The sequence below is a fragment of the Rhodococcoides kroppenstedtii genome, from assembly GCF_900111805.1.
GTDB classification, from domain to species: Bacteria; Actinomycetota; Actinomycetes; order Mycobacteriales; family Mycobacteriaceae; genus Rhodococcoides; species Rhodococcoides kroppenstedtii.
Genome location: NZ_FOJN01000004.1, coordinates 276,990 through 296,567, shown reverse-complemented (window position 1 = coordinate 296,567; position 19,578 = coordinate 276,990). Strand labels below are relative to the sequence as shown.

20 protein-coding genes and 1 pseudogene are annotated in these 19,578 nt (G+C 70.2%); 10 read left to right on the top strand and 11 right to left on the bottom strand.

The genetic code is table 11. From position 1 onward, the window contains the following. Window positions 1-31: 31 nt before the first annotated feature. The gene (locus BMZ18_RS07105) at window positions 32-862 is read right to left on the bottom strand and encodes an alpha/beta fold hydrolase (protein ID WP_068362537.1); all 831 of its coding nucleotides are present in this window, start codon (window positions 860-862) and stop codon (window positions 32-34) included. Between the two features lie 123 nt (window positions 863-985). Here BMZ18_RS07105 and BMZ18_RS07100 point away from each other — a divergent pair, with 123 nt between their 5' ends. Further along, on the top strand, window positions 986-2,209 hold the full coding sequence (locus tag BMZ18_RS07100) for an alkane 1-monooxygenase (RefSeq protein WP_068362538.1): 1,224 nt from the start codon (window positions 986-988) through the stop codon (window positions 2,207-2,209). A 1-nt stretch (window position 2,210) separates the two neighbouring features. Here BMZ18_RS07100 and BMZ18_RS20305 read toward each other — a convergent pair. Continuing rightward, window positions 2,211-3,508, bottom strand: a pseudogene (locus BMZ18_RS20305) (ROK family protein). Window positions 3,509-3,813: 305 nt separating this feature from the next. On the opposite strand from BMZ18_RS20305, the gene BMZ18_RS07090 reads away from it, so the two are divergent. Next, complete coding sequence (locus BMZ18_RS07090; RefSeq protein ID WP_068362650.1) at window positions 3,814-4,719, top strand: TauD/TfdA dioxygenase family protein; 906 nt, start codon at window positions 3,814-3,816, stop codon at window positions 4,717-4,719. A gap of 19 nt (window positions 4,720-4,738) precedes the next feature. Beyond that, window positions 4,739-5,494, top strand: a complete 756-nt coding sequence (locus BMZ18_RS07085) for an SDR family NAD(P)-dependent oxidoreductase (RefSeq protein WP_068362545.1) — start codon at window positions 4,739-4,741, stop codon at window positions 5,492-5,494. Window positions 5,495-5,500: 6 nt separating this feature from the next. Here the strand turns inward: BMZ18_RS07085 and BMZ18_RS07080 are convergent, their stop codons facing one another. Both BMZ18_RS07080 and BMZ18_RS07075 read right to left on the bottom strand, forming a co-directional pair. Next, on the bottom strand, window positions 5,501-6,685 hold the full coding sequence (locus BMZ18_RS07080) for a L,D-transpeptidase (RefSeq protein WP_442978378.1): 1,185 nt from the start codon (window positions 6,683-6,685) through the stop codon (window positions 5,501-5,503). Window positions 6,686-6,716: 31 nt separating this feature from the next. After that, the gene (locus tag BMZ18_RS07075) at window positions 6,717-7,778 is read right to left on the bottom strand and encodes a UDP-N-acetylmuramate dehydrogenase (RefSeq protein ID WP_235606388.1); all 1,062 of its coding nucleotides are present in this window, start codon (window positions 7,776-7,778) and stop codon (window positions 6,717-6,719) included. Between the two features lie 88 nt (window positions 7,779-7,866). Between BMZ18_RS07075 and BMZ18_RS07070 the strand changes: the two genes are divergently transcribed. The 4 genes from BMZ18_RS07070 to BMZ18_RS07055 all read left to right on the top strand — a co-directional run bounded on the left by BMZ18_RS07070 (window position 7,867) and on the right by BMZ18_RS07055 (window position 11,372). After that, a complete protein-coding gene (locus BMZ18_RS07070; RefSeq protein WP_068362556.1) occupies window positions 7,867-9,417 on the top strand; it encodes a Rieske 2Fe-2S domain-containing protein in 1,551 nt (516 codons plus the stop codon). A gap of 34 nt (window positions 9,418-9,451) precedes the next feature. Next, window positions 9,452-9,970 carry a DUF2505 domain-containing protein gene (locus BMZ18_RS07065; RefSeq protein WP_068099436.1) on the top strand — a complete coding sequence of 173 codons (519 nt, stop codon included), beginning with the start codon at window positions 9,452-9,454 and terminating at the stop codon, window positions 9,968-9,970. 112 nt (window positions 9,971-10,082) lie between these two features. Further along, window positions 10,083-10,586, top strand: coding sequence for a DUF2505 domain-containing protein (locus tag BMZ18_RS07060; RefSeq protein WP_068099435.1), 504 nt, complete (start codon window positions 10,083-10,085; stop codon window positions 10,584-10,586). A gap of 3 nt (window positions 10,587-10,589) precedes the next feature. Continuing rightward, the gene (locus BMZ18_RS07055) at window positions 10,590-11,372 is read left to right on the top strand and encodes a methylase (protein ID WP_068362557.1); all 783 of its coding nucleotides are present in this window, start codon (window positions 10,590-10,592) and stop codon (window positions 11,370-11,372) included. Window positions 11,373-11,388: 16 nt separating this feature from the next. Here the strand turns inward: BMZ18_RS07055 and BMZ18_RS07050 are convergent, their stop codons facing one another. Continuing rightward, window positions 11,389-11,964 (bottom strand): type IV toxin-antitoxin system AbiEi family antitoxin, encoded by a 576-nt coding sequence (locus tag BMZ18_RS07050; protein ID WP_068362656.1) that lies wholly within the window; start codon window positions 11,962-11,964, stop codon window positions 11,389-11,391. Window positions 11,965-12,070: 106 nt separating this feature from the next. On the opposite strand from BMZ18_RS07050, the gene BMZ18_RS07045 reads away from it, so the two are divergent. Then, on the top strand, window positions 12,071-12,820 hold the full coding sequence (locus tag BMZ18_RS07045) for an LmeA family phospholipid-binding protein (RefSeq protein WP_139203866.1): 750 nt from the start codon (window positions 12,071-12,073) through the stop codon (window positions 12,818-12,820). On the opposite strand, the gene deoC is transcribed toward BMZ18_RS07045, so the two are convergent. Then, on the bottom strand, window positions 12,810-13,499 hold the full coding sequence (gene deoC / locus BMZ18_RS07040) for a deoxyribose-phosphate aldolase (RefSeq protein ID WP_068099433.1): 690 nt from the start codon (window positions 13,497-13,499) through the stop codon (window positions 12,810-12,812). The two genes, BMZ18_RS07045 and deoC, sit on opposite strands and share 11 nt — an antisense overlap. Window positions 13,500-13,553: 54 nt before the next feature. On the opposite strand from deoC, the gene purU reads away from it, so the two are divergent. Next, window positions 13,554-14,426 (top strand): formyltetrahydrofolate deformylase, encoded by an 873-nt coding sequence (gene purU / locus BMZ18_RS07035; protein ID WP_068099432.1) that lies wholly within the window; start codon window positions 13,554-13,556, stop codon window positions 14,424-14,426. Here the strand turns inward: purU and BMZ18_RS07030 are convergent. Then, window positions 14,423-15,442: an alpha/beta fold hydrolase gene (locus BMZ18_RS07030; protein WP_068362560.1), complete on the bottom strand. Its 1,020-nt coding sequence runs from the start codon at window positions 15,440-15,442 to the stop codon at window positions 14,423-14,425. The genes purU and BMZ18_RS07030 overlap by 4 nt on opposite strands. A 15-nt stretch (window positions 15,443-15,457) precedes the next feature. Next, window positions 15,458-16,471 carry a HAMP domain-containing protein gene (locus BMZ18_RS07025; RefSeq protein ID WP_082833693.1) on the bottom strand — a complete coding sequence of 338 codons (1,014 nt, stop codon included), beginning with the start codon at window positions 16,469-16,471 and terminating at the stop codon, window positions 15,458-15,460. Between the two features lie 95 nt (window positions 16,472-16,566). Between BMZ18_RS07025 and BMZ18_RS07020 the strand changes: the two genes are divergently transcribed. Beyond that, a complete protein-coding gene (locus tag BMZ18_RS07020) occupies window positions 16,567-17,814 on the top strand; it encodes an Nramp family divalent metal transporter (RefSeq protein ID WP_068362563.1) in 1,248 nt (415 codons plus the stop codon). A gap of 1 nt (window position 17,815) precedes the next feature. On the opposite strand, the gene BMZ18_RS07015 is transcribed toward BMZ18_RS07020, so the two are convergent. From BMZ18_RS07015 to BMZ18_RS07005, 3 genes are all read right to left on the bottom strand, one after another. Further along, window positions 17,816-18,109 (bottom strand): DUF2516 family protein, encoded by a 294-nt coding sequence (locus tag BMZ18_RS07015; protein WP_068099428.1) that lies wholly within the window; start codon window positions 18,107-18,109, stop codon window positions 17,816-17,818. A 75-nt stretch (window positions 18,110-18,184) separates the two neighbouring features. Further along, window positions 18,185-19,003, bottom strand: coding sequence for a heparin-binding hemagglutinin (locus BMZ18_RS07010; RefSeq protein ID WP_068362565.1), 819 nt, complete (start codon window positions 19,001-19,003; stop codon window positions 18,185-18,187). A 1-nt stretch (window position 19,004) separates the two neighbouring features. Continuing rightward, on the bottom strand, window positions 19,005-19,469 hold the full coding sequence (locus BMZ18_RS07005) for a helix-turn-helix domain-containing protein (RefSeq protein WP_068362566.1): 465 nt from the start codon (window positions 19,467-19,469) through the stop codon (window positions 19,005-19,007). Window positions 19,470-19,578 lie beyond the last annotated feature (109 nt).

Here is a 19,578-nt window from a genome sequence, read left to right as displayed (position 1 = left end):
GCCCGGTTCCGGGCGGACCGCACCGGCGCGGTCAGAGGCGGCCGAGCGCCTCGGTGAACGCCGTCGTCTCGGCCAGGAACCGCGCCGGATCCGCCACGAACGGGCCGTGGTCGACGCCGTCCCACCACGACGTCGTCGCACCGGGAACGAGCTCGGCGGCGTGGCGACCCGAGGCGACGTCGACGACGGTGTCCGCCGTGCCGTGCAGGACCAGCGTCGGCACGTCGAGGGCGCGCAGGGTGGCGTCGTGATCGACGTCGCGGGCGAAGACGGCGGACCGGACCCGCGGCCGCGTCGTCAGGGACGTGCCGAACAGCGCCTGAGTGGCGACGCCGCTCGCGTCGGGACCGGTCAGTGCGGTACCGAAGCTGCCGAGCGCGCGAATCGCCACGCGCGCGTCCTCGCTGGTCGCGCCGGGGATGGCGGCCCGCATGGCGCGGCCGACGGTGCCGCCCGGCTTGTCGCGGCCGATCGAGGTGATGGCACCGACGAGAATCACGCCCGCGACGGCGGCGGTGCCGTGGACCGAGAGGTAGTCGCACAGCACGAGCCCGCCGTAGGACCACCCCAGCAGGACCGCGCCGGAGCGAACGCCTTCCTGTTCGAAAATCGCGTGCAGGTCGCCGGCCCAGAGCGCGCTGTCGTCGTAACCCGACTCGGGGGCGCCCGAGTAGCCGTGTCCGCGCAGGTCCACGGCGATCACCCGGTGGCGCTCGGCGAGGTCAGCGAGCAGCTCGTCGCCCCAGCACGCGGAGTTCTGCGCCCAGCCGTGGACCAGCACGAGCGGCCGAGCCGCCGCATCGCCGGTCACCCGATACACCAGCGACGTGCCGTCGCGCCCGAACGCTTCTCGTATGGCCATGCCACCAACCTAAGGGGACCGACGTTGTGGGATCTCAGGAAGCCCGGCCGGGCGGGTCGACCGGTCGGTGCAGCGTCGTAACGTCGCTGGCTGCACACGAATTCTCGCAGGGGGTCTGTCGTCGTGACCGAGGTGCACCAGCGTTCCGTCTCACCGAAGACCGGTGAGTGGCGCGATCTGAACCGGTACTACTGGCCGTGGGCGCTCATCGCGCCGATGCTGCCGGCCATCGCCGTCGGCCTGGTCTACGGCCTGCAGTGGTGGGCGCCCGACGTCTCGCAGATCGCGTGGTGGTCCGGGCCGATCTTCCTGTACGTGATCGTGCCCATCGCGGATCGCCTCGTCGTGCCGTTCGACGAGAACCCGCCCGAGGATCTGGTGGAGGCCCTCGAGGCCGACTTCTGGTACCGCGGCTGCGTCTACGCCTACATCCCCATGCAGTTCTTCGGGGTGATCTTCTCGAGCTACCTGCTCACCGCGGACAGCCTGACCTGGCTCGGCCTCGAGGACGGGTTGCCGCTGGTGTCGAAGATCGGCCTGGCCCTGACGGTCGGCCTGGTCGGCGGCATCGGCATCAACACCGCCCACGAGCTGGGGCACAAGCGCGTCGACTACGAGCGCTGGCTCTCGCGCATCGTGCTGTCGCAGACCTTCTACGGGCACTTCTACGTCGAGCACAACCGCGGCCACCACGTCCGGGTGGCCACGCCCGAGGACCCGGCGTCGTCCCGCCTCGGCGAGACGCTGTGGCGGTTCTACCCGCGCTCGATCGTCGGCGGCTTCCGCTCCAGCTGGACCCTGGAGAAGGAACGCCTGGCTCGGGAGGGCAAGCGCACGTTCTCGTGGTCGAACCAGAACCTCACCGCGTGGCTCATGAGCGCGGTGCTGTGGGCCGCCCTGTGCGCGATCTTCGGCCCGGACCTGCTGCCGTTCCTGGTGCTGCAGGCGGTGTACGGCATCTCGCTGCTCGAATCGGTCAACTACCTCGAGCACTACGGTCTGCTGCGCCGGACCAAGGAGAACGGCCGCTACGAGCGGTGCACCCCGGAGCACAGCTGGAACAGCGACTACGCCGTCTCGGACATCTTCCTGTACCACCTGCAGCGGCACAGCGATCACCACGCCAATCCCACCCGTCGCTACCAGGTGCTGCGCAGCATGCCGGAATCGCCGCAGCTCCCGGCCGGTTACGCGCCGCTGATCCTGGTGGCGTACTTCCCGCCGCTGTGGCGGGCGCTGATGGACCGCCGGGTGGTGGCGCACTACGACGGCGACGTCACGCGCGCCAGCATCCAGCCCGGCAAGCGGGAGAAGTACCTGCGCGCCTTCCCGCCCGCCGGGACCTGAATCAGGCGCCCGCGCCGATCTTGCGCATCGTCCCCACCGGATCGGCGTAGATCGGCCCAGGGACACCGCCGCGGCGGCGTAGTCCTGCACGCGCTTGCCGAAACCGGTCACTCTGATCGATCCCGTGGTCGACCCCGTCGTGGCCAGGGCGCTGTGCCGGGCGAACGACGCCTCCACGCGCTCCATCGCGGGCGGGTAGGCCGTGAACGCCTGCCCGCCCACCTGCACGCTGTCGGGATTGAGGACGTCGTGCACCAGGGCGAGAGCCCGGCCCAGCGCGTCCGCGCGCTCGTCGAGCAGCTGCTGCGCCGCCGCCACACCGGTGCGCGCGGCCAGGTACACCGCGGCGATGGACCGCTCCGTGGGCGGGAGGACATCCGCGCGGTGGGCCGCGGCGACGATCGCCCGGTCGCTGACCGTGGCGTCGAGGCATCCCGTCCGGCCGCAGTCGCACACCGCCGACGAGCCCGTCGGCAGGTGCGCGATCGAGCCGGGACCGCCCGACGGCGTGTGGACCCGTCCGTCGATGCTGATGGCGAGACCGCTGGTCTCGCGCGCGTAGAAGTACAGTGACGTGCCGCTCTCGCGGGCCGGTCCGGCCGGCCCACCGAGCAGCAACTCCGACGCCGCCATGGCCTCGACGTGGGGTGCGACGGAGACGACGCTGCCGAGGCGTTCGCCGAAGGCGGCGCCCACGGGGGCCTGAGTCCAGCCGAGTCGCGGGTGGTCCACCTTTCCGGTCCGGGTGTTCACCCGGCCGCCGATGGCCACGCCCACCAGCAGGATGCGCCGCCGATGCCAGCGTCCGACGAACGCCGCCGCACTCTCGGCGAGCGATCGCAACGCGCCCGGGGCCGCGCCGGCGGGCGTCGCCACCTCGACGCCGCCCAGCACCACACCGCGCAGGTCGACGGCGACGATGCGAGTGGTGGTGGCGCCGATGTGGACGCCGAGCGTGCACTGGCCCTCGTGATCGATCTCGACCGGAATGCGCGGACGACCCACGGCGCCGGCCGTGGACAGATCGGCACGCTCACGGAGCAGGCCGGCGCCGATCAGCGCTGTGACGTGGCGGTTGACGGTCGCGGTGGAGATTCCCGTGTCGCCGACGACGACGTCACGAGAGACGGGTCCGCGGCGGACGACGGATCGGAGGACGACGGACGCCGGTGCGTCGGACACCCGCATCTCGGGCGCGATGACACGGGCGGGACTGCGCCGTAGCGGGTGCGCTGCGGCAGTGCGGGAACGGGAGCGAAGCGACGCCGCGGAACGGGCGTGCACGGTCGGAACAGACATGGGTCCCTCGTCGGTACTGGAGGTGGACGGGCTGACAGGCCGGTCCACGACCGGCCACCGATGGCCGATCCGTACGCGAGGAGCGCGCGGTCAGGCCGAGAAGCCGCCGCGACAACACAGTTCACGAGCAAGGGGCAGACGGGAGCCCAGCGCCGCGGTCACATACGTGACCCGGGGAGCGGAGGTCCGAGGGGCTGCCATGTGGCCGAAACTAGCACCGAAACCGGCGACCTGCAGCACCACCGGTTCCGCTCGAGGTGATTCCAACCGTCGACACACCCCTGGTCGGCACCGATCATCACGCCATGGAGATCGTGAAGCTCGGCGCGAACATCGGTGCACGTATCGACGGTGTGACCGTGGCCGGAGACCTGCCCGACGACGTCGTCGCCGCCGTGTACGACGCCCTGCTCGAGCACGAGGTCGTCTTCTTCCGTGATCAACATCACGTCGACGAGCAGGTGCAGTACGCGTTCGCCGAGCGTCTCGGCGTCCCCACCACCCCGCACCCGACGGTGCGCTCGCGAGGCGTCCGCACGCTCGCCATCGACTCCACGTACGACAAGGCGAACAGCTGGCACACGGACGTCACCTTCGTCGATCGCATTCCCAAGGCGTCGATCCTGCGGCCGGTCGCCCTTCCGCCCTACGGCGGCACCACCACGTGGGCCTCGACCACCGCGGCCTACGAGCAGATGCCGCCCGCGCTGCAGGCCCTGGCCGACTCCCTGTGGGCCGTCCACACCAACGTCTTCGACTACGCCGCCACCGCCGCGGAGAAAGCGATTTCCCCCGAGGCCGCGCGGTACCGGCAGGAGTTCCGCAGCGAGTACTTCGAGGTCTCCCATCCGGTGGTGCGCGTGCACCCCGAGACCGGCAAGCGGTCCCTCGTGCTCGGCCACTTCGCCAAGTCCTTCGACGGTCTCTCCTCGAAGGAATTCCGGGCCGTATTCGACCTGATCCAGGACCGCGTCACCCGGCTCGAGAACACCGTGCGGTGGTCCTGGCAACTCGGCGACCTCGCCATCTGGGACAACCGCTCCACCCAGCACTACGCCGTGGCGGACTACGACGACCAGTACCGCCGCCTCGAGCGCATCACCCTCGCCGGCGACGTTCCGGTGTCGGTCCACGGCGAGTACTCACGCGTCGCGGCGGGTGACGCGTCGGGATACAGCGCGCTCCCGGGCCCCGACCGGCTGGCCGGCTGAGCGGTCCTACGCTGAACTCATGACTGCACCCGACCCGTCCACCACCCCCACCGCCGTCGTCACCGGAGCCAGCTCCGGCATCGGCGAGGCCACGGCACGAAAGCTCGCGGCCGACGGGTACCACGTCGTCGTCGGCGCCCGGCGCGTCGATCGGCTCGAGACCTTGGCGGAGGAGATCGGTGGCACGGCCCTCGCGCTGGACGTCACCGACGACGACTCCGTGGCCGCGTTCGTCTCCGTCCTCCCCCGCGTCGACGTCCTGATCAACAACGCGGGCGGCGCCAAGGGCCTCGCCCCGGTGGCCGACGCGGACCTCGACGACTGGCGCTGGATGTGGGAGACCAACGTGCTGGGCACGCTGCGCATGACGCGGGCCCTGCTGCCCAAGCTGATCGACTCCGGCAACGGTCTGATCGTGTCGATCACGTCGATCGCCGCGTTCGAGACCTACGACAACGGCGCCGGCTACACCTCCGCCAAGCACGCCCAGGGCGTGTTGCACCGGACCCTGCGCGGCGAGTTGCTCGGGCAGCCGGTGCGGCTGACGGAAATCGCGCCCGGCGCCGTCGAGACGGAGTTCTCGCTCGTGCGTTTCGACGGCGACGCCGATCGCGCCGCCGAGGTCTACCAGGGCATCGACCCGTTGGTCGCCGCCGACATCGCCGAGATCATCGGTTTCGTCGCGTCCCGTCCGTCGCACGTCGATCTCGACACGATCGTCGTGCGGCCGCGCGATCAGGCGTCGGGCGGCCGCTTCGCCCGTCGGGAGTCCTGAGACCGATCAGGCCAGCGCGCTCCACGACTGCCAGGTGGCCCAGTCCACCGCCCAGTCGTAGATGTCGCCGTCGGCGGCCGACAGATCGATCCGCGTGCCGCTGACCTCCACGGGGTCGCCGTACATCGCCATCTGGAAGTACGTCTGCGCGTCCTCCGTCGAGAGGTTGATGCAGCCGTTGGTGACGTTCGACGAGCCCTGCACGCCGGTGGTCAGCGGGTTCGCGTGGATGAACTCGCCGTTGTTGGAGATGCGCGTGGCCCAGCGTTCCCGCACGTTCTCGTAGTACGGCGGGTTGGACATCAGGAAGTCCTCGTACTTCTCGGTGACCACGTGGATGCCGCTGCGGGTGACGTTGCGGTCCTCGTTGCCCTGGCCGTAGCTCACCGGGATGTCCATGACGGTCTCGCCGTCGCGAACCACCTGCATGCGGTGGCTGGTCGCGTCGGCGATCACCACCTGGTTGCGGCCGATGGAGAAGTCGAGCGTGACGTCGGACTCGCCGTAGGCGCCGTCGCCGTAGTTCACGCCGTACAGCTTGGCGTCGACGTGGACGGCGGTGCCGGGCGCCCAGTAGTTCTGCGGGCGCCAGTGCAGTCGGGAGCCCTGCTCGTCCGGCAGCCAGGCCCACGATCCGACCGTCGGCGGCGTCGTGGTCACCGTGATCGCCTTCTCGACGGCCGCCTTGTCGGCGACGACGTCGTCGAACGTGAGGATGATCGGCGCCGCGACGCCGACGGTCTGGCCGTCGCCGATGTTGGTCGACACGGACGTGACCGACGACGGTTGCACCGTGGTCACCGTGCCTTCGACGGGCACCGTCTTACCGTCGGTGCCGACGGCGGAGCCGGACCAGGTGTACGTCGCGCCGTACCCGAGGGGCTCGCCGACGGTGAACGCGGTGGACGACGGATCGAGCGAGCCGGTCACCGCGCGCCCGTCGGCGGTGGTGAGGGCGACGCCCTGCAGGGTCCCGCCGGTCACCGACACCGAGATCGGCGCCGTCGGCGCGACGTCCGTCGCATCGGGTCCGGGGGTGTACGTCACCTGCGCGACGGGCGCGGCCCCGGTGGTCGGGGCGGCCGCCTGGCCGCCGCCCGACGAGCCCCCCACGGTGCAGCCGGCCACCAGCGCGACGACGGCGAGCAGCGCCGTGATCACGAGAGCGACCGCGAAACGAATCCTGTTCACTCGGACCAGAATACCGCCGGGTACGACACGGTCAGTCCAGCGAGCAGTTCACCAACCGGCATTCCGGCGTGAGCGTGATCCCGTACTTCTCCCGCACTCCGGCACGTACGTGCGAGGCGAGAGCCACGACGTCGGCCGCCGTGGCGTCGCCCCGATTGGTGATCGCGAGGACGTGGCGGGTGGACAGCGTCGCCGTCCCGCGCCCGAAGTGCGCGCCGTAGCCCCGGTGGAAGCCGGCGTGCTCGATCAGCCACGCGGCACTGAGCTTGATGCCCTTGGGGTCCGTGAACTGGGGCGATCCGAGCGCGTCGGTGGGAACGGACTCGACGATGGGGTTGAGGAAGAACGATCCGACGCTCCAGGAGTCCTGGACGGCGACGTCCCACACCATGCCGCGGTCGGTCCGCAGGGCGACGACGGCGTCGCGGACCTCGCGGGCGGACACACTGTCGCCGATGCGCACGCCGAGGCGCTCCGCCAGGGCCGCGTACCGCACCGGTGCCGACATCTCGCTGCGCTGGAACCGGAACGTGACATCCACCACGACGTAGCGATCGGTGTACTTGAAGGCCGACGATCGGTGCGATCCGAAACCGCAGCGGGCGTTGTCCCAGACCTCGACCTCGCCGGTCTGCCGGTCGAGGATCGTCACCGTCTCGAGCCATTCCGACGTCGACGTTCCGTACGCGCCGACGTCCTGCACCGGGGTACCGCCGGCCGTGCCGGGGATGCCGGACAGCGCTTCGGGACCGGCGAGGCCGTGGTCGAGTGCCGTTCGAACCACCAGGTCCCACTCCACGCCGGCGTCGACCCGGATGCGGGTGTCGTGGACCTCGAGGCCCGTCGTCGCGATCCGGACCACCGTGCCGTCGAAACCCTCGTCGCCGACCAACAGGTTCGATCCGCCGCCGAGCAGCAGCATCGGGGTGCCCGCGGCGTCGGCCTCCCGGACCGCACGCACCAGCTCGGCGGACGTCGTCGCCGTGACGAGAGTGCGGATCGGGCCACCCACCCGGATGGTGGTGAGGTCGCGGAAGCACACGGGATCGCCGGTGCTCGGGCCCGTCGCGAGGGGGGCGGTACTGCTGGTCACCGGTGTGACGGTACCCGGCCGGTCCGGAGCATCGCATCGTCGCACCTACCATGGAGGAGATTCAGCGTCAGCTTTTCGGGAGGATCACGTGCAGGTCACCAGCGTCGGACACGCCGGGTTCCACATCACGACAACGGCCGGAACCATTCTGTGCGATCCGTGGGTGAACCCCGCCTACTTCACCTCGTGGTTCCCGTTCCCGGACAACTCGCAGCTCGACTGGGACACCCTCGGCAACTGCGACTACCTCTACGTCTCGCACCTGCACAAGGACCACTTCGACCCGAAGCACCTGGCCGCGCACGTGAACAAGGACGCCGTGGTGCTGCTGCCGGACTACCCGGTGCCGGATCTGAAGACCGAGCTCGAGAAGCTCGGTTTCCACACCTTCGTCGAGACGACCGATTCGGTGAAGCAGACGGTGTCGGGGCCGAAGGGCGAGCTGGACGTCATGATCGTGGCGCTGCGGGCGCCCGCCGACGGGCCCATCGGCGACTCCGGCCTGATCGTGAGCGACGGCGAGACCGTCGCGTTCAACATGAACGACGCCCGTCCGGTGGACCTGGACATGATCACCGAGGCCTTCGGACACGTCGACGTGCACATGCTGCAGTACTCCGGGGCCATCTGGTACCCGATGGTCTACGACATGCCGCAGCGCGCCAAGGACGCCTTCGGCACACAGAAGCGGCAGCGGCAGATGGACCGGTGTCGGCAGTACATCGAGCAGGTCGGCGCCACCTGGGTCATCCCGTCCGCCGGCCCGCCCTGCTTCCTCGACGACGAGCTGCGCGGCCTCAACGACGTCTACGACGACCCGGCCAACATCTTCCCGGACCAGATGGTCTTCCTCGATCAGATGCGCAAGCACGGCCACGACAAGGGTCTGTTGATGATGCCCGGGACCACCGCCGACTTCACGGGGTCCGAGCTGAACGAGCTGGTCCACCCGCTGCCCACCGATGAGGTGGAGGCCATCTTCACCACCGGCAAGGCCGACTACATCGAGGCGTACGCGCAGCGTCAGGCCGACGTGATCGCTGCCGAGAAGGCCGCGTGGGCGCCCGCCGATGGCGAGCCGCTGCTCGGCCCGTTGCGCGAGCTGTTCGAGCCGATCATGGCCCAGACCGACCAGATCTGCGACGGCATCGGCTACCCGGTGGAGCTGGCTCTGGGCGGCGAGACCGTCGTGCTCGACTTCCCCAAGCGGATCGTGCGCGAGCCGATCCAGAACGAGAAGTTCCGCTACTCCTTCGAGATTCCCGCCGAACTGGTGCGCACGGTCGTGCGCGACGACGAGCCGGACTGGGTCAACTCGATCTTCCTGTCCACCCGCTTCAAGGCCAAGCGCGTCGGCGGCTACAACGAGTTCCTCTACACGTTCTTCAAGTGCCTCACCGACGAGCGCATCGCCTACGCCGACGGGTGGTTCGCCGAGGCCCACGACGACTCGGCCACCATCGTCAAGGACGGCTGGGAGATCCAGCGTCGCTGCCCGCACCTCAAGGCGGATCTGGGCAAGTTCGGCGTGATCGAGGGGAAGACGCTCACGTGCAATCTGCACGGGTGGGACTGGAACCTCGAGACCGGCAAATGCCTGACCTCCAAGGGCCACGAGCTGCGGTCGCAGAAGGTCTGATCCGCACGGCCGTTCGACGCGCTAATCTCACCGAATGCCACGCAAGTTCGACCACACCGTCCCGTCCACGCTCTCCGCAGCGCAGGTGCACGCCGCGCTGACCACCGAGGGGTACTGGCAGGCCCGGCTTGATGCGATCGGTGGGCCCAAGGCGACGCTCGACGAGGTGGTCGTGCAAGGCGACACCCCGGACACGCGCACGGTGCGGGCGGCGATGACGCAGGCCATCGCCGAGGAGTTCCTCCCCAGCGCGCTCACCAGCATTCGGTCCGGCGACTTGGTGATTCGCCGCGTCGAGTCCTGGGGGTCGCTGGACGCGCAGGGCTCGGCCGGGCGCTTCGAGGCGAAGGTCGAGGGCGCCCCGGCCACCATCACGGGCACGCTGACTCTTCGGTCGACGGGATCGGGTTGCACGATGACCGCGACGGGCGCCGCAGAAGTCAAGGTCCCGCTCATCGGCGGGAAGATCGAGTCCGCGGTGATCGAGCACATCCTCGCCCTCATCGACGCCGAGCAGGAATTCACCGACACCTGGGCTCCCGAGCACACCTGATCGGTCGGGCTGTCTCGGCCCGGCTTCGTGACGGACCCCATGCACCCACCGGAAAGCCGGATGACCAGCGCAGATTTCCCGCGCCTCGAGGCCACCGGTAGCCTTGCCGCTCATGGCACGACGCATGAACTACTCCGCACGTCTCCCGTTCACCACCGAGCAGGTGTACGGGGCGCTGACGTCGCAGAGCTACTGGGACGCGATCGTCGAGGAGTTGCGCAAGTACTCCGAGAACGAGATGACGTCGTTCACGGTGTCGGATGCCGGCATCGACGTGACGATGCGCCACATCATTCCGCGCCACACGCTGCCGGACATCGCGCAGACGGTGATGAAGAAGGACATGGTCATCACGCGCAACATCCATCACGATGCGTACGGCGAGACCACCTCGGGCAAGTACGACGCGTCGATTCCCGCCGGGCCGGGGTCGCTCACCGGCGTCACCGAGCTGTTCGCCACGGAGACCGGATCGACTCTGCGCACCACCAGCGAGGCGAAGGTCTACATCCCGTTCGTCGGCGGCAAGCTCGAGCAGCTCATGCTGGTCAACCTGCGCGACCTGTGGAGCGGTGAAGCCGAGGTCACGCACGACTGGCTGAAGAAGAACGCCTGACCCGTGCCCGGCGCCGGGTCCGGTCCGCAGGGTGTCGTCACCCGTGGCACCACCAACATCAACCGGCTGAGACGGAGCGACCGTCGCCTGGTCCACCACCCGACCGTGCGAGCTGTGCTCCGCGCGCCTGCGCACCCCTTGGTGGTCGACCTCGGCTACGGCGCCAGCCCGGTCACCACGGTGGAACTCGCGCAGCGGCTCCGCACCGTCCGTCCGGACGTCGCCGTCGTCGGCCTGGAAATCGATCCCGGCCGGGTGGTGCCGGACCGTGACGGTGTGCGCTTTCGGCACGGAGGGTTCGAGCTCGCGGGATTGCGTCCACACCTGGTCCGCGCCTTCAACGTGCTGCGGCAGTACCCGGAGGACGCGGTGTCGGGTGCGTGGGCGCGGGTGACGTCGTCACTCGCGGAGGGCGGGCTCCTGATCGACGGCACCTGCGACGAGCTCGGCCGACGCGCCGCGTGGGTCACCGTCGGCGCGGACGGTCCGCGGTCACTCACCCTGGCGTGGGACCCGTTCGATCTGCCCCGCCCCTCCGACATCGCGGAGCGGCTGCCCAAGGCGTTGATCCACCGCAACGTGCCCGGCGAGCGCATCCACGACGTCCTCCTGCGGGCCGATCGCGCGTGGGACGTCGCGGCCCCTCTCGCCGTCTACGGTCCGCGGGTGCGCTGGCGCCACGCGGCCGATCTGCTGGCTCAGCAGGGCATGCCGCTGCGGCCGTTCCGCCGGCGGCTGCGGGACAACGTGCTCGAACTGCCCTGGTCGGCGGTGGCACCGGCGTAGGTCCCCCGTCGACGCCTCAGCGCAGGGACGCCTCCACCCGATCCCGCACGCGGTCCCCGGCCTCGTCCGCGCGTCTGCGCAGGGTGGTGGGGTCGAGCCGGCCGAGCATCAACCCGTCGGCCACCACCTCGTCGAGGGTGAACTGGGAGATGCCGCCGGCGGCAAGGTCGAGCACCGTGCGGGTGGGGGTGGTCATCCGGAAGGTGCCGGTGAACTCGATGTCGTCACCGACGAGCCGACCGCGGTGCAGAGCGAGCCGCTGATCGTGCGGACCGGCGGTGCCCGCGACCCGGACGTGGACGAACTGCGGATGCAGGCTGCCCATGCCGTGCAGTTCGGACGCGCTCTGGTGCGAGATGACCGCCGACGCACCGAGCCAGGCACACCACTTGGAGAATTCCTCGAACGCGTGCCGCGGCCAGTCCGCCACGCGCAGCAGGTCCGCCTCGACCACCGTCCAGGACCCCTCGCTCACGCGGGTGGCGATGTCGGCCGAGCGGTACCCGGCGTCGAGCGCCTGGGCGCGGGTGAAGAACCCGTCCTGCTCCGTCACGAGGCAGTCGAGCCGCTCCACCACGTCGTCTCCGGACATGGTCACAGACTACCCGCGATGTGTCGCCTGTCACAGCGCGGGGCGCCTCACGTGTGGTCGTGTCACCCATCCCGTCCTCAGAGTTGCCACACCAACGTCCCGCACAATGGTCTGCATGACGACTTCCGCTCCCCGGCGACGCTCCCGGCTCCCTCTCGTCGCCGCCGTGGTGGTGATCGCCTTGGTCGCCGCGCTGATCGGCGGTGAGGTGTACGCCCGTAACCGCGTGAGCCAGTGCCTGGCCACACAGTTCCAGAACGACCTGGGGTCCAAGGTCGACGTCGACCTCGGTTGGCAACCCGTGTTGCTGTCCCTGGTCACGAAGTCGTTCTCGTCCGTCGACATCTCGAGCGACGACTCCCGCTTCGGACCGGCACAGGACATGCAGGTGCGCGCGACCGTGAACGACGTCGACCTCGAGACGTCGGAGACGTCCGGCGGCACCATCGGGTCCTCGACCGCGGACGTCGTCTGGTCCACCGACGGCATCCTGGCGACGCTGCAGCAGCAGGGCATCGGCTCCGTGGTCTCGGGCGTCACCGCGGACCCCGGCGCCGGGACGCTCCGCTTCGACATCGTCGGCGGCCTGGCGGCGTTGACCGTCGCACCCACCGTGTCCGGCGACACCATCGACGTCCGCACCACGGACGCGTCGATCCTCGGCATCGGCATCCCGACGGATCTGGCGGACAGCGTCGTCGGCATCCTCACCGACAGCCTGACCACGTTCCCGCTGGGCATGACGCCGGACACCCTGACCGTCACCGACACCGGGATCGAGCTGACCCTCTCCGGCGGGCAGTACCAGATCCCTCCGGCGCAGGCGGACAGCGGCGAGCAGGCTCTCAGCTGCTGACGGGGAATCCGTCCAGCACCGCGCGGGTGCCCGAGAGCCCGAGGCGGGTCGCGCCGGCCTCGATCATGGCGTGCGCGGTGTCGGCGTCGCGGATGCCACCGGACGCCTTGACGCCCAGGCGTCCCCCGACGGTCTCGGCCATGAGCTCGACCGCCCGGACCGACGCCCCGCCGGCGGGATGGAAGCCGGTGGACGTCTTGACGAAGTTCGCACCGCCGCGCTCGGCGGCCCGGCAACACTCGACCACGGCGGTCTCGCCCTGCGGCGACGCGAGCAACGCGGCGGACTCGATGATGACCTTGAGGACGGCGGTGTCGCCCATGGCCTCGCGCACGGTGATCACGTCGGCCAGCACGGCGTTGAAGTCCCCCGCGACGGCGGCGCCGACGTCGATGACCATGTCGACCTCGGCGGCACCCTGCTGCACCGCCAGGCGGGCCTCGGAGCCCTTGATCAACGAGTGGTGCTTACCAGACGGAAAGCCCGCGACGACGGCGACCACCAGGTCACCGGTGTTCCGCAGCGGCAGCATCGACGGCGACACACACACCGCCAGCACGCCGAGCTCGGTGGCCTCGGTGACCAGCTCCCGCACGTCGGCGTCGGTGGCCTCGGGCTTGAGGAGGGTGTGATCGACCAGTCGGGCAACGGCGTCGCGGGTGAGCTCCATGGTGGCCATGCTCGCATGCGACCGGTGCGAACCAGCTCCGCGCTCGGTGAAAGACTGTCGGGCATGTCGCACGCCTCCCGCTACGTCGTCACCCTCGGCTGTCCCGACCGCACGGGCATCGTCGCGCGCATCGCGACGTTCCTCGCCGACCTGGGCGGATCCATCGTCGAGGCGGCGTATCACGCCGACGCCGACAGCGGCTGGTTCTTCACCCGTCAGGCCGTGGACGCCGCGTCGATCGACATCGGGGTCGACGAGCTCCGGGAGCGCTTCGCCACCGTGGCGGCGGAGATCGGGCCGGACACCGAATGGGCCGTGCACGACTCGTCGATCCGCAAGCGCGTGGTCCTGCTGGTGAGCAAGGAGGGACATTGCCTCCACGATCTGCTCGGCCGCGCGGCCGGCGGCGAGCTGCCGGCCACCATCGACGCCGTGATCGGCAACCACCCCGACCTCGAGGCGGTCACCCGGGCGCACGGGACCCCGTTCCATCACGTGCCGTTCCCGTCCGACCCGGCCGAGCGTGGGCCGTCGTTCGCCCAGCTGCGGGAGTTGGTCGACTCCTACGATCCCGACGCCGTGGTGCTCGCGCGGTTCATGCAGGTGCTGCCCGAGGACCTGTGCGACCACTGGGCGGGTCGAGCCCTGAACATCCACCACAGCTTCTTGCCGTCGTTCGTCGGCGCGCGGCCCTACCACCAGGCGTTCGCGCGCGGAGTCAAGCTCATCGGCGCCACCTGCCACTACGTGACGGCGGAACTCGACGCGGGTCCGATCGTCGAGCAGGACGTCATCCGCGTCGACCATGCCGACGCGGTGTCGGACATGGTCCGTCAGGGCCGCGACATCGAGAAACTGGTCCTCGCGCGCGGACTGCGCTGGCACCTCGAGGACCGCGTCCTGGTGCACGGCCGCAAGACGGTGGTGTTCAGCTAGCGGTCGGCCAACCGGACCAGGGCGGCGTCGAATTCCGCGATCGCCTCGACCGACGCCATGTGGCCGACGCCGGGCAGTTCGATGAGCTCGTCGAGCACGTTCGCGCGGTCGAGCTTCTCTGCTAGACGACGGGACTGGATCGGCGGCGTCAGGCGGTCCTCGGTTCCCACCACCACGACGGTGGGCACGTCGATGTTGGTCACCGCGTCCGCGATGTCGACGGTGCCGAGGACGGCTCCCCACATCCCGCGGGTGCGCGGGGCACACTCCCGGACGACGCGTTCGCAGAACGCCACCTGCGCCGGGGTGGATCGGGCGCCCATCGTGGCGTAACGCAGCGCTCGCGTCGACAGCCGCGTCGCCGGCAACGGCAGGGCCGATCCCAGCACCGACGCCGCGAGACGGGCCGGCACCTGCGGTACGCCGGGCGGCAACGGAATGACGGTCGTCTCGCGGACCAGCGAGTCGCTCGCCGTGTCCGCCAACAGGATTCCCTTGGCCCGCTCGCGTACCTGGGTGGGGTATCGGGATGCCCAGGACATCACCGACATGCCGCCCATGCTGTGTCCGGCGATCACGGCGGGTGCACCCGGGCGCACGGTGGCGGCGAGCACGGCGGCGAGGTCGTCGCCGAGGACGTCGGGGTCCAGTGGACGCGTCCCGACCTCGCTGCGGCCGTGGCCGCGCTGGTCGTAGACGACGACGCGGAACTTGTCGGCGAGGTCGTTGATCTGCGGCGCCCAGAAGTCGGCCGAGCACGTCCACCCGTGGCTGAGGACGATCGGGGTGGCATCGGGATCGCCGTACTCGAGAACGCGGAGCCGGGCACCGTCGTCCGTGACGACGTCGACCGTGCGCGGTGCGACGTCGGGCGCCCGCAGCAGCACGTCGGTGTCCGCGAGCCGCGCGGACGGTGGCGGCGACGAGCGTCGGCGGCGGAGCAGGACGCCACCGATCACGAGGGCGCCCGCCAGCACGGGAACGGCCCGGACGACGGATTTCTTCTCCGTGGACATGGCCGTAACCCTAGGTCACGTCTTTCTCGGCTTCTCGGTGACATCGCTCCCCGCCGCCCGTCGCGCACCGTCGACCAGCCCGTTGACGGTGGCGGTCAGATCGTCGATCCGGGCGACGGCGTCGCGGTAGATCGTGGTGTCGTCCGGGTCGCGTTCCGCGCGATCGAGGCGCTCGCGCAGGTCGGCGAGCGGCTGACGCAGGTCTTCCCCGGCCGCGATGACGAGGTCCTTCTGCGCGCGGTTCGAGGAGTCGACGGCGTCCATCATCGCGTTGAACCGCACCGCGAGCGCCGCCAGTTCCCGGTCGCCGACGACGGCCACCGGCGCGAGGTCCGCCGTGGTCACCACCCGCTCGAACGCGAGCCGCAGCCGCCGGACCGGCCGGAGCCCCGTCGTCAGCACGACGGCGGTGAGCACGTAGGCGACCAGCCACACCGCCGCCGTGAAGATGACCAGCGCGACGTCGAGTCGGCGCAGCTGGGCGTGCAGCGTGTCGAGGGAGTTGGCGACCATGACGACGCTCGCCGGTCCCCCGGCGTCGCCGTCGCTCCCGGTGCCGGGAGCGGTCACGTAGCCGATGGTCCAGTCCCCGACGTCGACGAACGCGACGGTGTCGGTCGCGCGTGACGCGAGCTCGCGGGCGAGGGACGACGGTCCGCCGTCGGAGGCCAGGAACGGGCCGTGGCCGCCCACCGGGTAGGAGGTGAGGAGCGCGCCGTCACGGTAGATCGCGTCGACCGGGGCGCTGCCGTCCATCGGCCGGAACAGGGTGGTGGCCGTCGCGAGGCGTTGTTCCGTGGCGGAGGCGGTGACGATGCCGGTGATGCGCGAGGTGAGTTCGGTCTGCACACGCGAGGAGAGGAGATGCTGGGCGGCGACGTGGGTGCAGAGCGAGAAGCCGGCCAGCAGGACGATGGTCGTGAGGCCGATCTGCACGCGCAGTCGGTGGACCAGGGACCACCGTGCGGTGTCGGGCCACCACCTCCGCCGGACGGTGTGCGGCCACCGGGTGCGCCGGAAGGCGGGCATGGTGGGCAGTGTCCTCCGCGCACCTGAGACCAGCCTGAGCCGGCAATGTTCGGGTAGCCGAACTCTTGCGTCCGGTGTCCCCTACACTGACCGCCATGTCCGATCGACTCGCGTTTCGTGCGGCGGTTCCCGGCCGCACCCGCTCGGTGATGCTGCTGGGCCCGGCGTTCGTCGCCGCCATCGCCTACGTCGATCCGGGCAACGTCGCGGCCAACCTGACGGCCGGCGCGCGGTACGGGTATCTGCTGGTCTGGGTGCTGGTGGCCGCGAACGCGATGGCGGTACTGGTCCAGTACCTGTCGGCCAAGCTCGGCCTGGTCTCCGGGCGCTCCTTGCCCGAGGTTCTCGGCGACCGGATGCGCCCGTGGCCACGACGCGCGTTCTGGGTGCAGGCCGAGGCGGTGGCCGTCGCCACCGACATCGCCGAGGTGATCGGCGGAGCCATCGCCCTGCGGCTGCTCTTCGGCATCCCGCTTCCGATCGGCGGCCTGATCACGGGCGTGGTGTCGATGATCGTGCTGGCCGTCCAGTCCCGACGCGGCCAGCGCACGTTCGAGTTCGTCGTCATCGGCATGCTCGCGGTGATCACCGTCGGCTTTCTCACCGGGCTCTTCTTCTCCGACGTCGACGCCGCCGGAGTCGCGGGCGGCCTGATCCCCGGCTTCGACGGCAGCGGGTCGGTCCTGCTGGCCGCAAGCATGCTGGGCGCGACGGTGATGCCGCACGCCATCTACCTGCACTCGGCGTTGGCGCGAGATCGGCACGGGGTGGAGACGGATCCCGTGAAGCTGGATCGGCTGCTGCGGGTGACCAAGTGGGACGTGACGTTCGCGTTGATCGTCGCGGGCACGGTGAACATCGGCATGCTGCTGCTCGCGGCGTCCTCGCTGCTCGGCCGCGAGGGCACCGACACCATCGACGGCGCGCATGCCGCGATTCAGAGCACGCTCGGGCCGTCGGTGGCCGCGGTCTTCGCCGTCGGACTGCTGACGTCGGGCCTCGCCTCGACCGCCGTCGGCTGCGCCGCGGGAGCGGAGATCATGAAGGGCCTGCTGCGCAAGCGGATCCCGCTGCAGCTCCGGCGCGTCCTGACGTTGATTCCCGCGCTGATCGTGCTGGGTGCGGGTGTCGATCCCACGCTGGCTCTCGTGCTCAGTCAGGTGGTGCTGAGCATGTGCATCCCGTTCGCCCTGATCCCGCTGGTCCGCCTCACGTCGGACCGTGGCGTCATGGGCGACCGGGTGAACTCGCGCACCACCGTGACCCTGGCGACGCTGGCCACCGGGGCGATCGTGGCCCTGAACGTAGCGTTGCTGTGGCTGACCGCGACCGGCCGGGCCTGACCTACCAGCGCGGTCCGCGCTGGATGTCGTCGACCTTCGGGCGGACGTCCACCAGGTACACACCCATGGCGACGACGGCGATGATGCCGATGAAGTTGATGACGGGCACCACGAGAAGCACGAGCAGAGCGATGACGAGGATCGCGATCCATCCCTGCTTGCTCAGCTTGTCCGCGGCGGTGAACGCGTCCCCGCGCTGACGGACGGCGTGGAACAACGCGAACGCGACACCGAACAGCGCGATGAGCTGCAGGACGTACTCGATGGCGCTGGTCGCGCTGGTGGCGAGGGGCATACGTCCGATTCTAGAGCGACCGCGGCCCCCGCGCACGAGCGGTGCGCGGGGGCCGGGACGCGTCGGCGGAGCCGATCAGCTGGTGCTCTTCTTGGCCGGGGTGGCCTTCTTGGCGGGGGTCTTCTTCGCCGGGGTGGTCGACTTCGCGGCCGGGGTGGTCTTCTTGGCCGGCGTCTTCTTGATGGGCGAGTTCGCGTCGTTACGCGTCTTGCCCTCGACCGTGCCGGCGGCACCGGAGACCTTGTCGGAGGCCTTCTGGCCGGCCGTCTTGGCCTTGCTGCCGGCCTCGTCGAGGTTCTCGCTGACCTCGTCGGCGCCGTCCTTGATGGCCTCGGCGGCCTCGTCGGCGCCCTCCTGGACTCGCGTCGAGGCGCGGCCCGCCAGCGCGGCGGCGCGCTCACCGACGGCGCGGGTCTGCGAGGCGACGGTGCCGAGGGTGTCCTCGGTGAGGTCGACGGCGTCGTTGGCGGCCTTGTTGGCGCGCTCGAGGCCCTCCTCGATCTGCGGGTTCTTGCGGATGCGCTCGACGGTCTCCTCGCCGCGCTCCGCGAGGGCGGTGTAGAGGTCGGACGCCACCTTGAGGTACGCCTCGGCGACCTTGCGCAGCTCCTCGGGGGTGAAGCGCTCGCGCAGCTCGGCGATCTCCTCCGGCAGTTCCTGCGGCAGCGCCTCGAGTCGGTTCCGGAGCGTCTCGACGCTCTCGGTCACGTCTTCCTGCAGGTCCGCGAGGCGGGCGCGGGCGGTGTCGACGCGGTCGCCCACGTCGGCCTGCGTGCTCTCGGCGCGATTGCGGACCTGGGCCACCACATCGGCCACGGCCTGCACCACGGCGTCGCCGGCACCCACGGCGGCGTACAGCGGGGTCTTGACGTTGTCGAACTTGGGATCGGTCATGTCACTCTCCTGTGGTCGTTGGGGTCATCGGGGTGCGGCCGGGAGTCTCGTCCTCGGGTCCGGCGTCGTTCTCACGCCGGAACGAGTAGTAGATCTCCAGCAGCACCTGTTTCTGCCGTTCGGTGATGGATTCGTCGCCGTGAACAGCGTCGACGACGGGACTGTGCGGCCGCTCCTCGAGCAGACCGGCGCGCACGTAGAGGACCTCCGAGGACACCCGAAGACCCTTCGCGATCGAGGCCAGTACCTCCGCGGACGGCTTGCGCAGCCCACGTTCGATCTGACTCAGATACGGATTGCTGACACCGGCCGTTTGGGCGAGCTGACGCAGGGACACCTGCGCCGACTCCCGCTGCGACCGGATGAAGCTCCCGATGTCCGACGTCGCGGTGCTGACGACTCGCGCCGCGAGATCGCCGGGAGACGACTGCGCGTCGCCACCGCTGTCGGTGTCCGAGTTCGCCATCGCTGCACCTCCCGTGATCGGCCGTGCCGTGCGAAGACCACGATAACGAGGGGTGCTAGCAAGAGCAAGCACTTTGCTAGCAGTGTGTGCGTAACGCCGATCACACCGG

What these genes read in the sequence shown, in the direction of transcription:
- BMZ18_RS07105 (WP_068362537.1), bottom strand. Translation starts at nt 862, where the DNA reads ATGGCCATACGAGAAGCGTTCGGGCGCGACGGCACGTCGCTGGTGTAT.
- BMZ18_RS07090 (WP_068362650.1), top strand. Translation starts at nt 3,814, where the DNA reads ATGGAGATCGTGAAGCTCGGCGCGAACATCGGTGCACGTATCGACGGT.
- BMZ18_RS07085 (WP_068362545.1), top strand. Translation starts at nt 4,739, where the DNA reads ATGACTGCACCCGACCCGTCCACCACCCCCACCGCCGTCGTCACCGGA.
- BMZ18_RS07065 (WP_068099436.1), top strand. Translation starts at nt 9,452, where the DNA reads ATGCCACGCAAGTTCGACCACACCGTCCCGTCCACGCTCTCCGCAGCG.
- BMZ18_RS07060 (WP_068099435.1), top strand. Translation starts at nt 10,083, where the DNA reads ATGGCACGACGCATGAACTACTCCGCACGTCTCCCGTTCACCACCGAG.
- BMZ18_RS07050 (WP_068362656.1), bottom strand. Translation starts at nt 11,964, where the DNA reads ATGTCCGGAGACGACGTGGTGGAGCGGCTCGACTGCCTCGTGACGGAG.
- BMZ18_RS07045 (WP_139203866.1), top strand. Translation starts at nt 12,071, where the DNA reads ATGGTCTGCATGACGACTTCCGCTCCCCGGCGACGCTCCCGGCTCCCT.
- deoC (WP_068099433.1), bottom strand. Translation starts at nt 13,499, where the DNA reads ATGGCCACCATGGAGCTCACCCGCGACGCCGTTGCCCGACTGGTCGAT.
- purU (WP_068099432.1), top strand. Translation starts at nt 13,554, where the DNA reads ATGTCGCACGCCTCCCGCTACGTCGTCACCCTCGGCTGTCCCGACCGC.
- BMZ18_RS07030 (WP_068362560.1), bottom strand. Translation starts at nt 15,442, where the DNA reads ATGTCCACGGAGAAGAAATCCGTCGTCCGGGCCGTTCCCGTGCTGGCG.
- BMZ18_RS07025 (WP_082833693.1), bottom strand. Translation starts at nt 16,471, where the DNA reads ATGCCCGCCTTCCGGCGCACCCGGTGGCCGCACACCGTCCGGCGGAGG.
- BMZ18_RS07020 (WP_068362563.1), top strand. Translation starts at nt 16,567, where the DNA reads ATGTCCGATCGACTCGCGTTTCGTGCGGCGGTTCCCGGCCGCACCCGC.
- BMZ18_RS07015 (WP_068099428.1), bottom strand. Translation starts at nt 18,109, where the DNA reads ATGCCCCTCGCCACCAGCGCGACCAGCGCCATCGAGTACGTCCTGCAG.
- BMZ18_RS07010 (WP_068362565.1), bottom strand. Translation starts at nt 19,003, where the DNA reads ATGACCGATCCCAAGTTCGACAACGTCAAGACCCCGCTGTACGCCGCC.
- BMZ18_RS07005 (WP_068362566.1), bottom strand. Translation starts at nt 19,469, where the DNA reads ATGGCGAACTCGGACACCGACAGCGGTGGCGACGCGCAGTCGTCTCCC.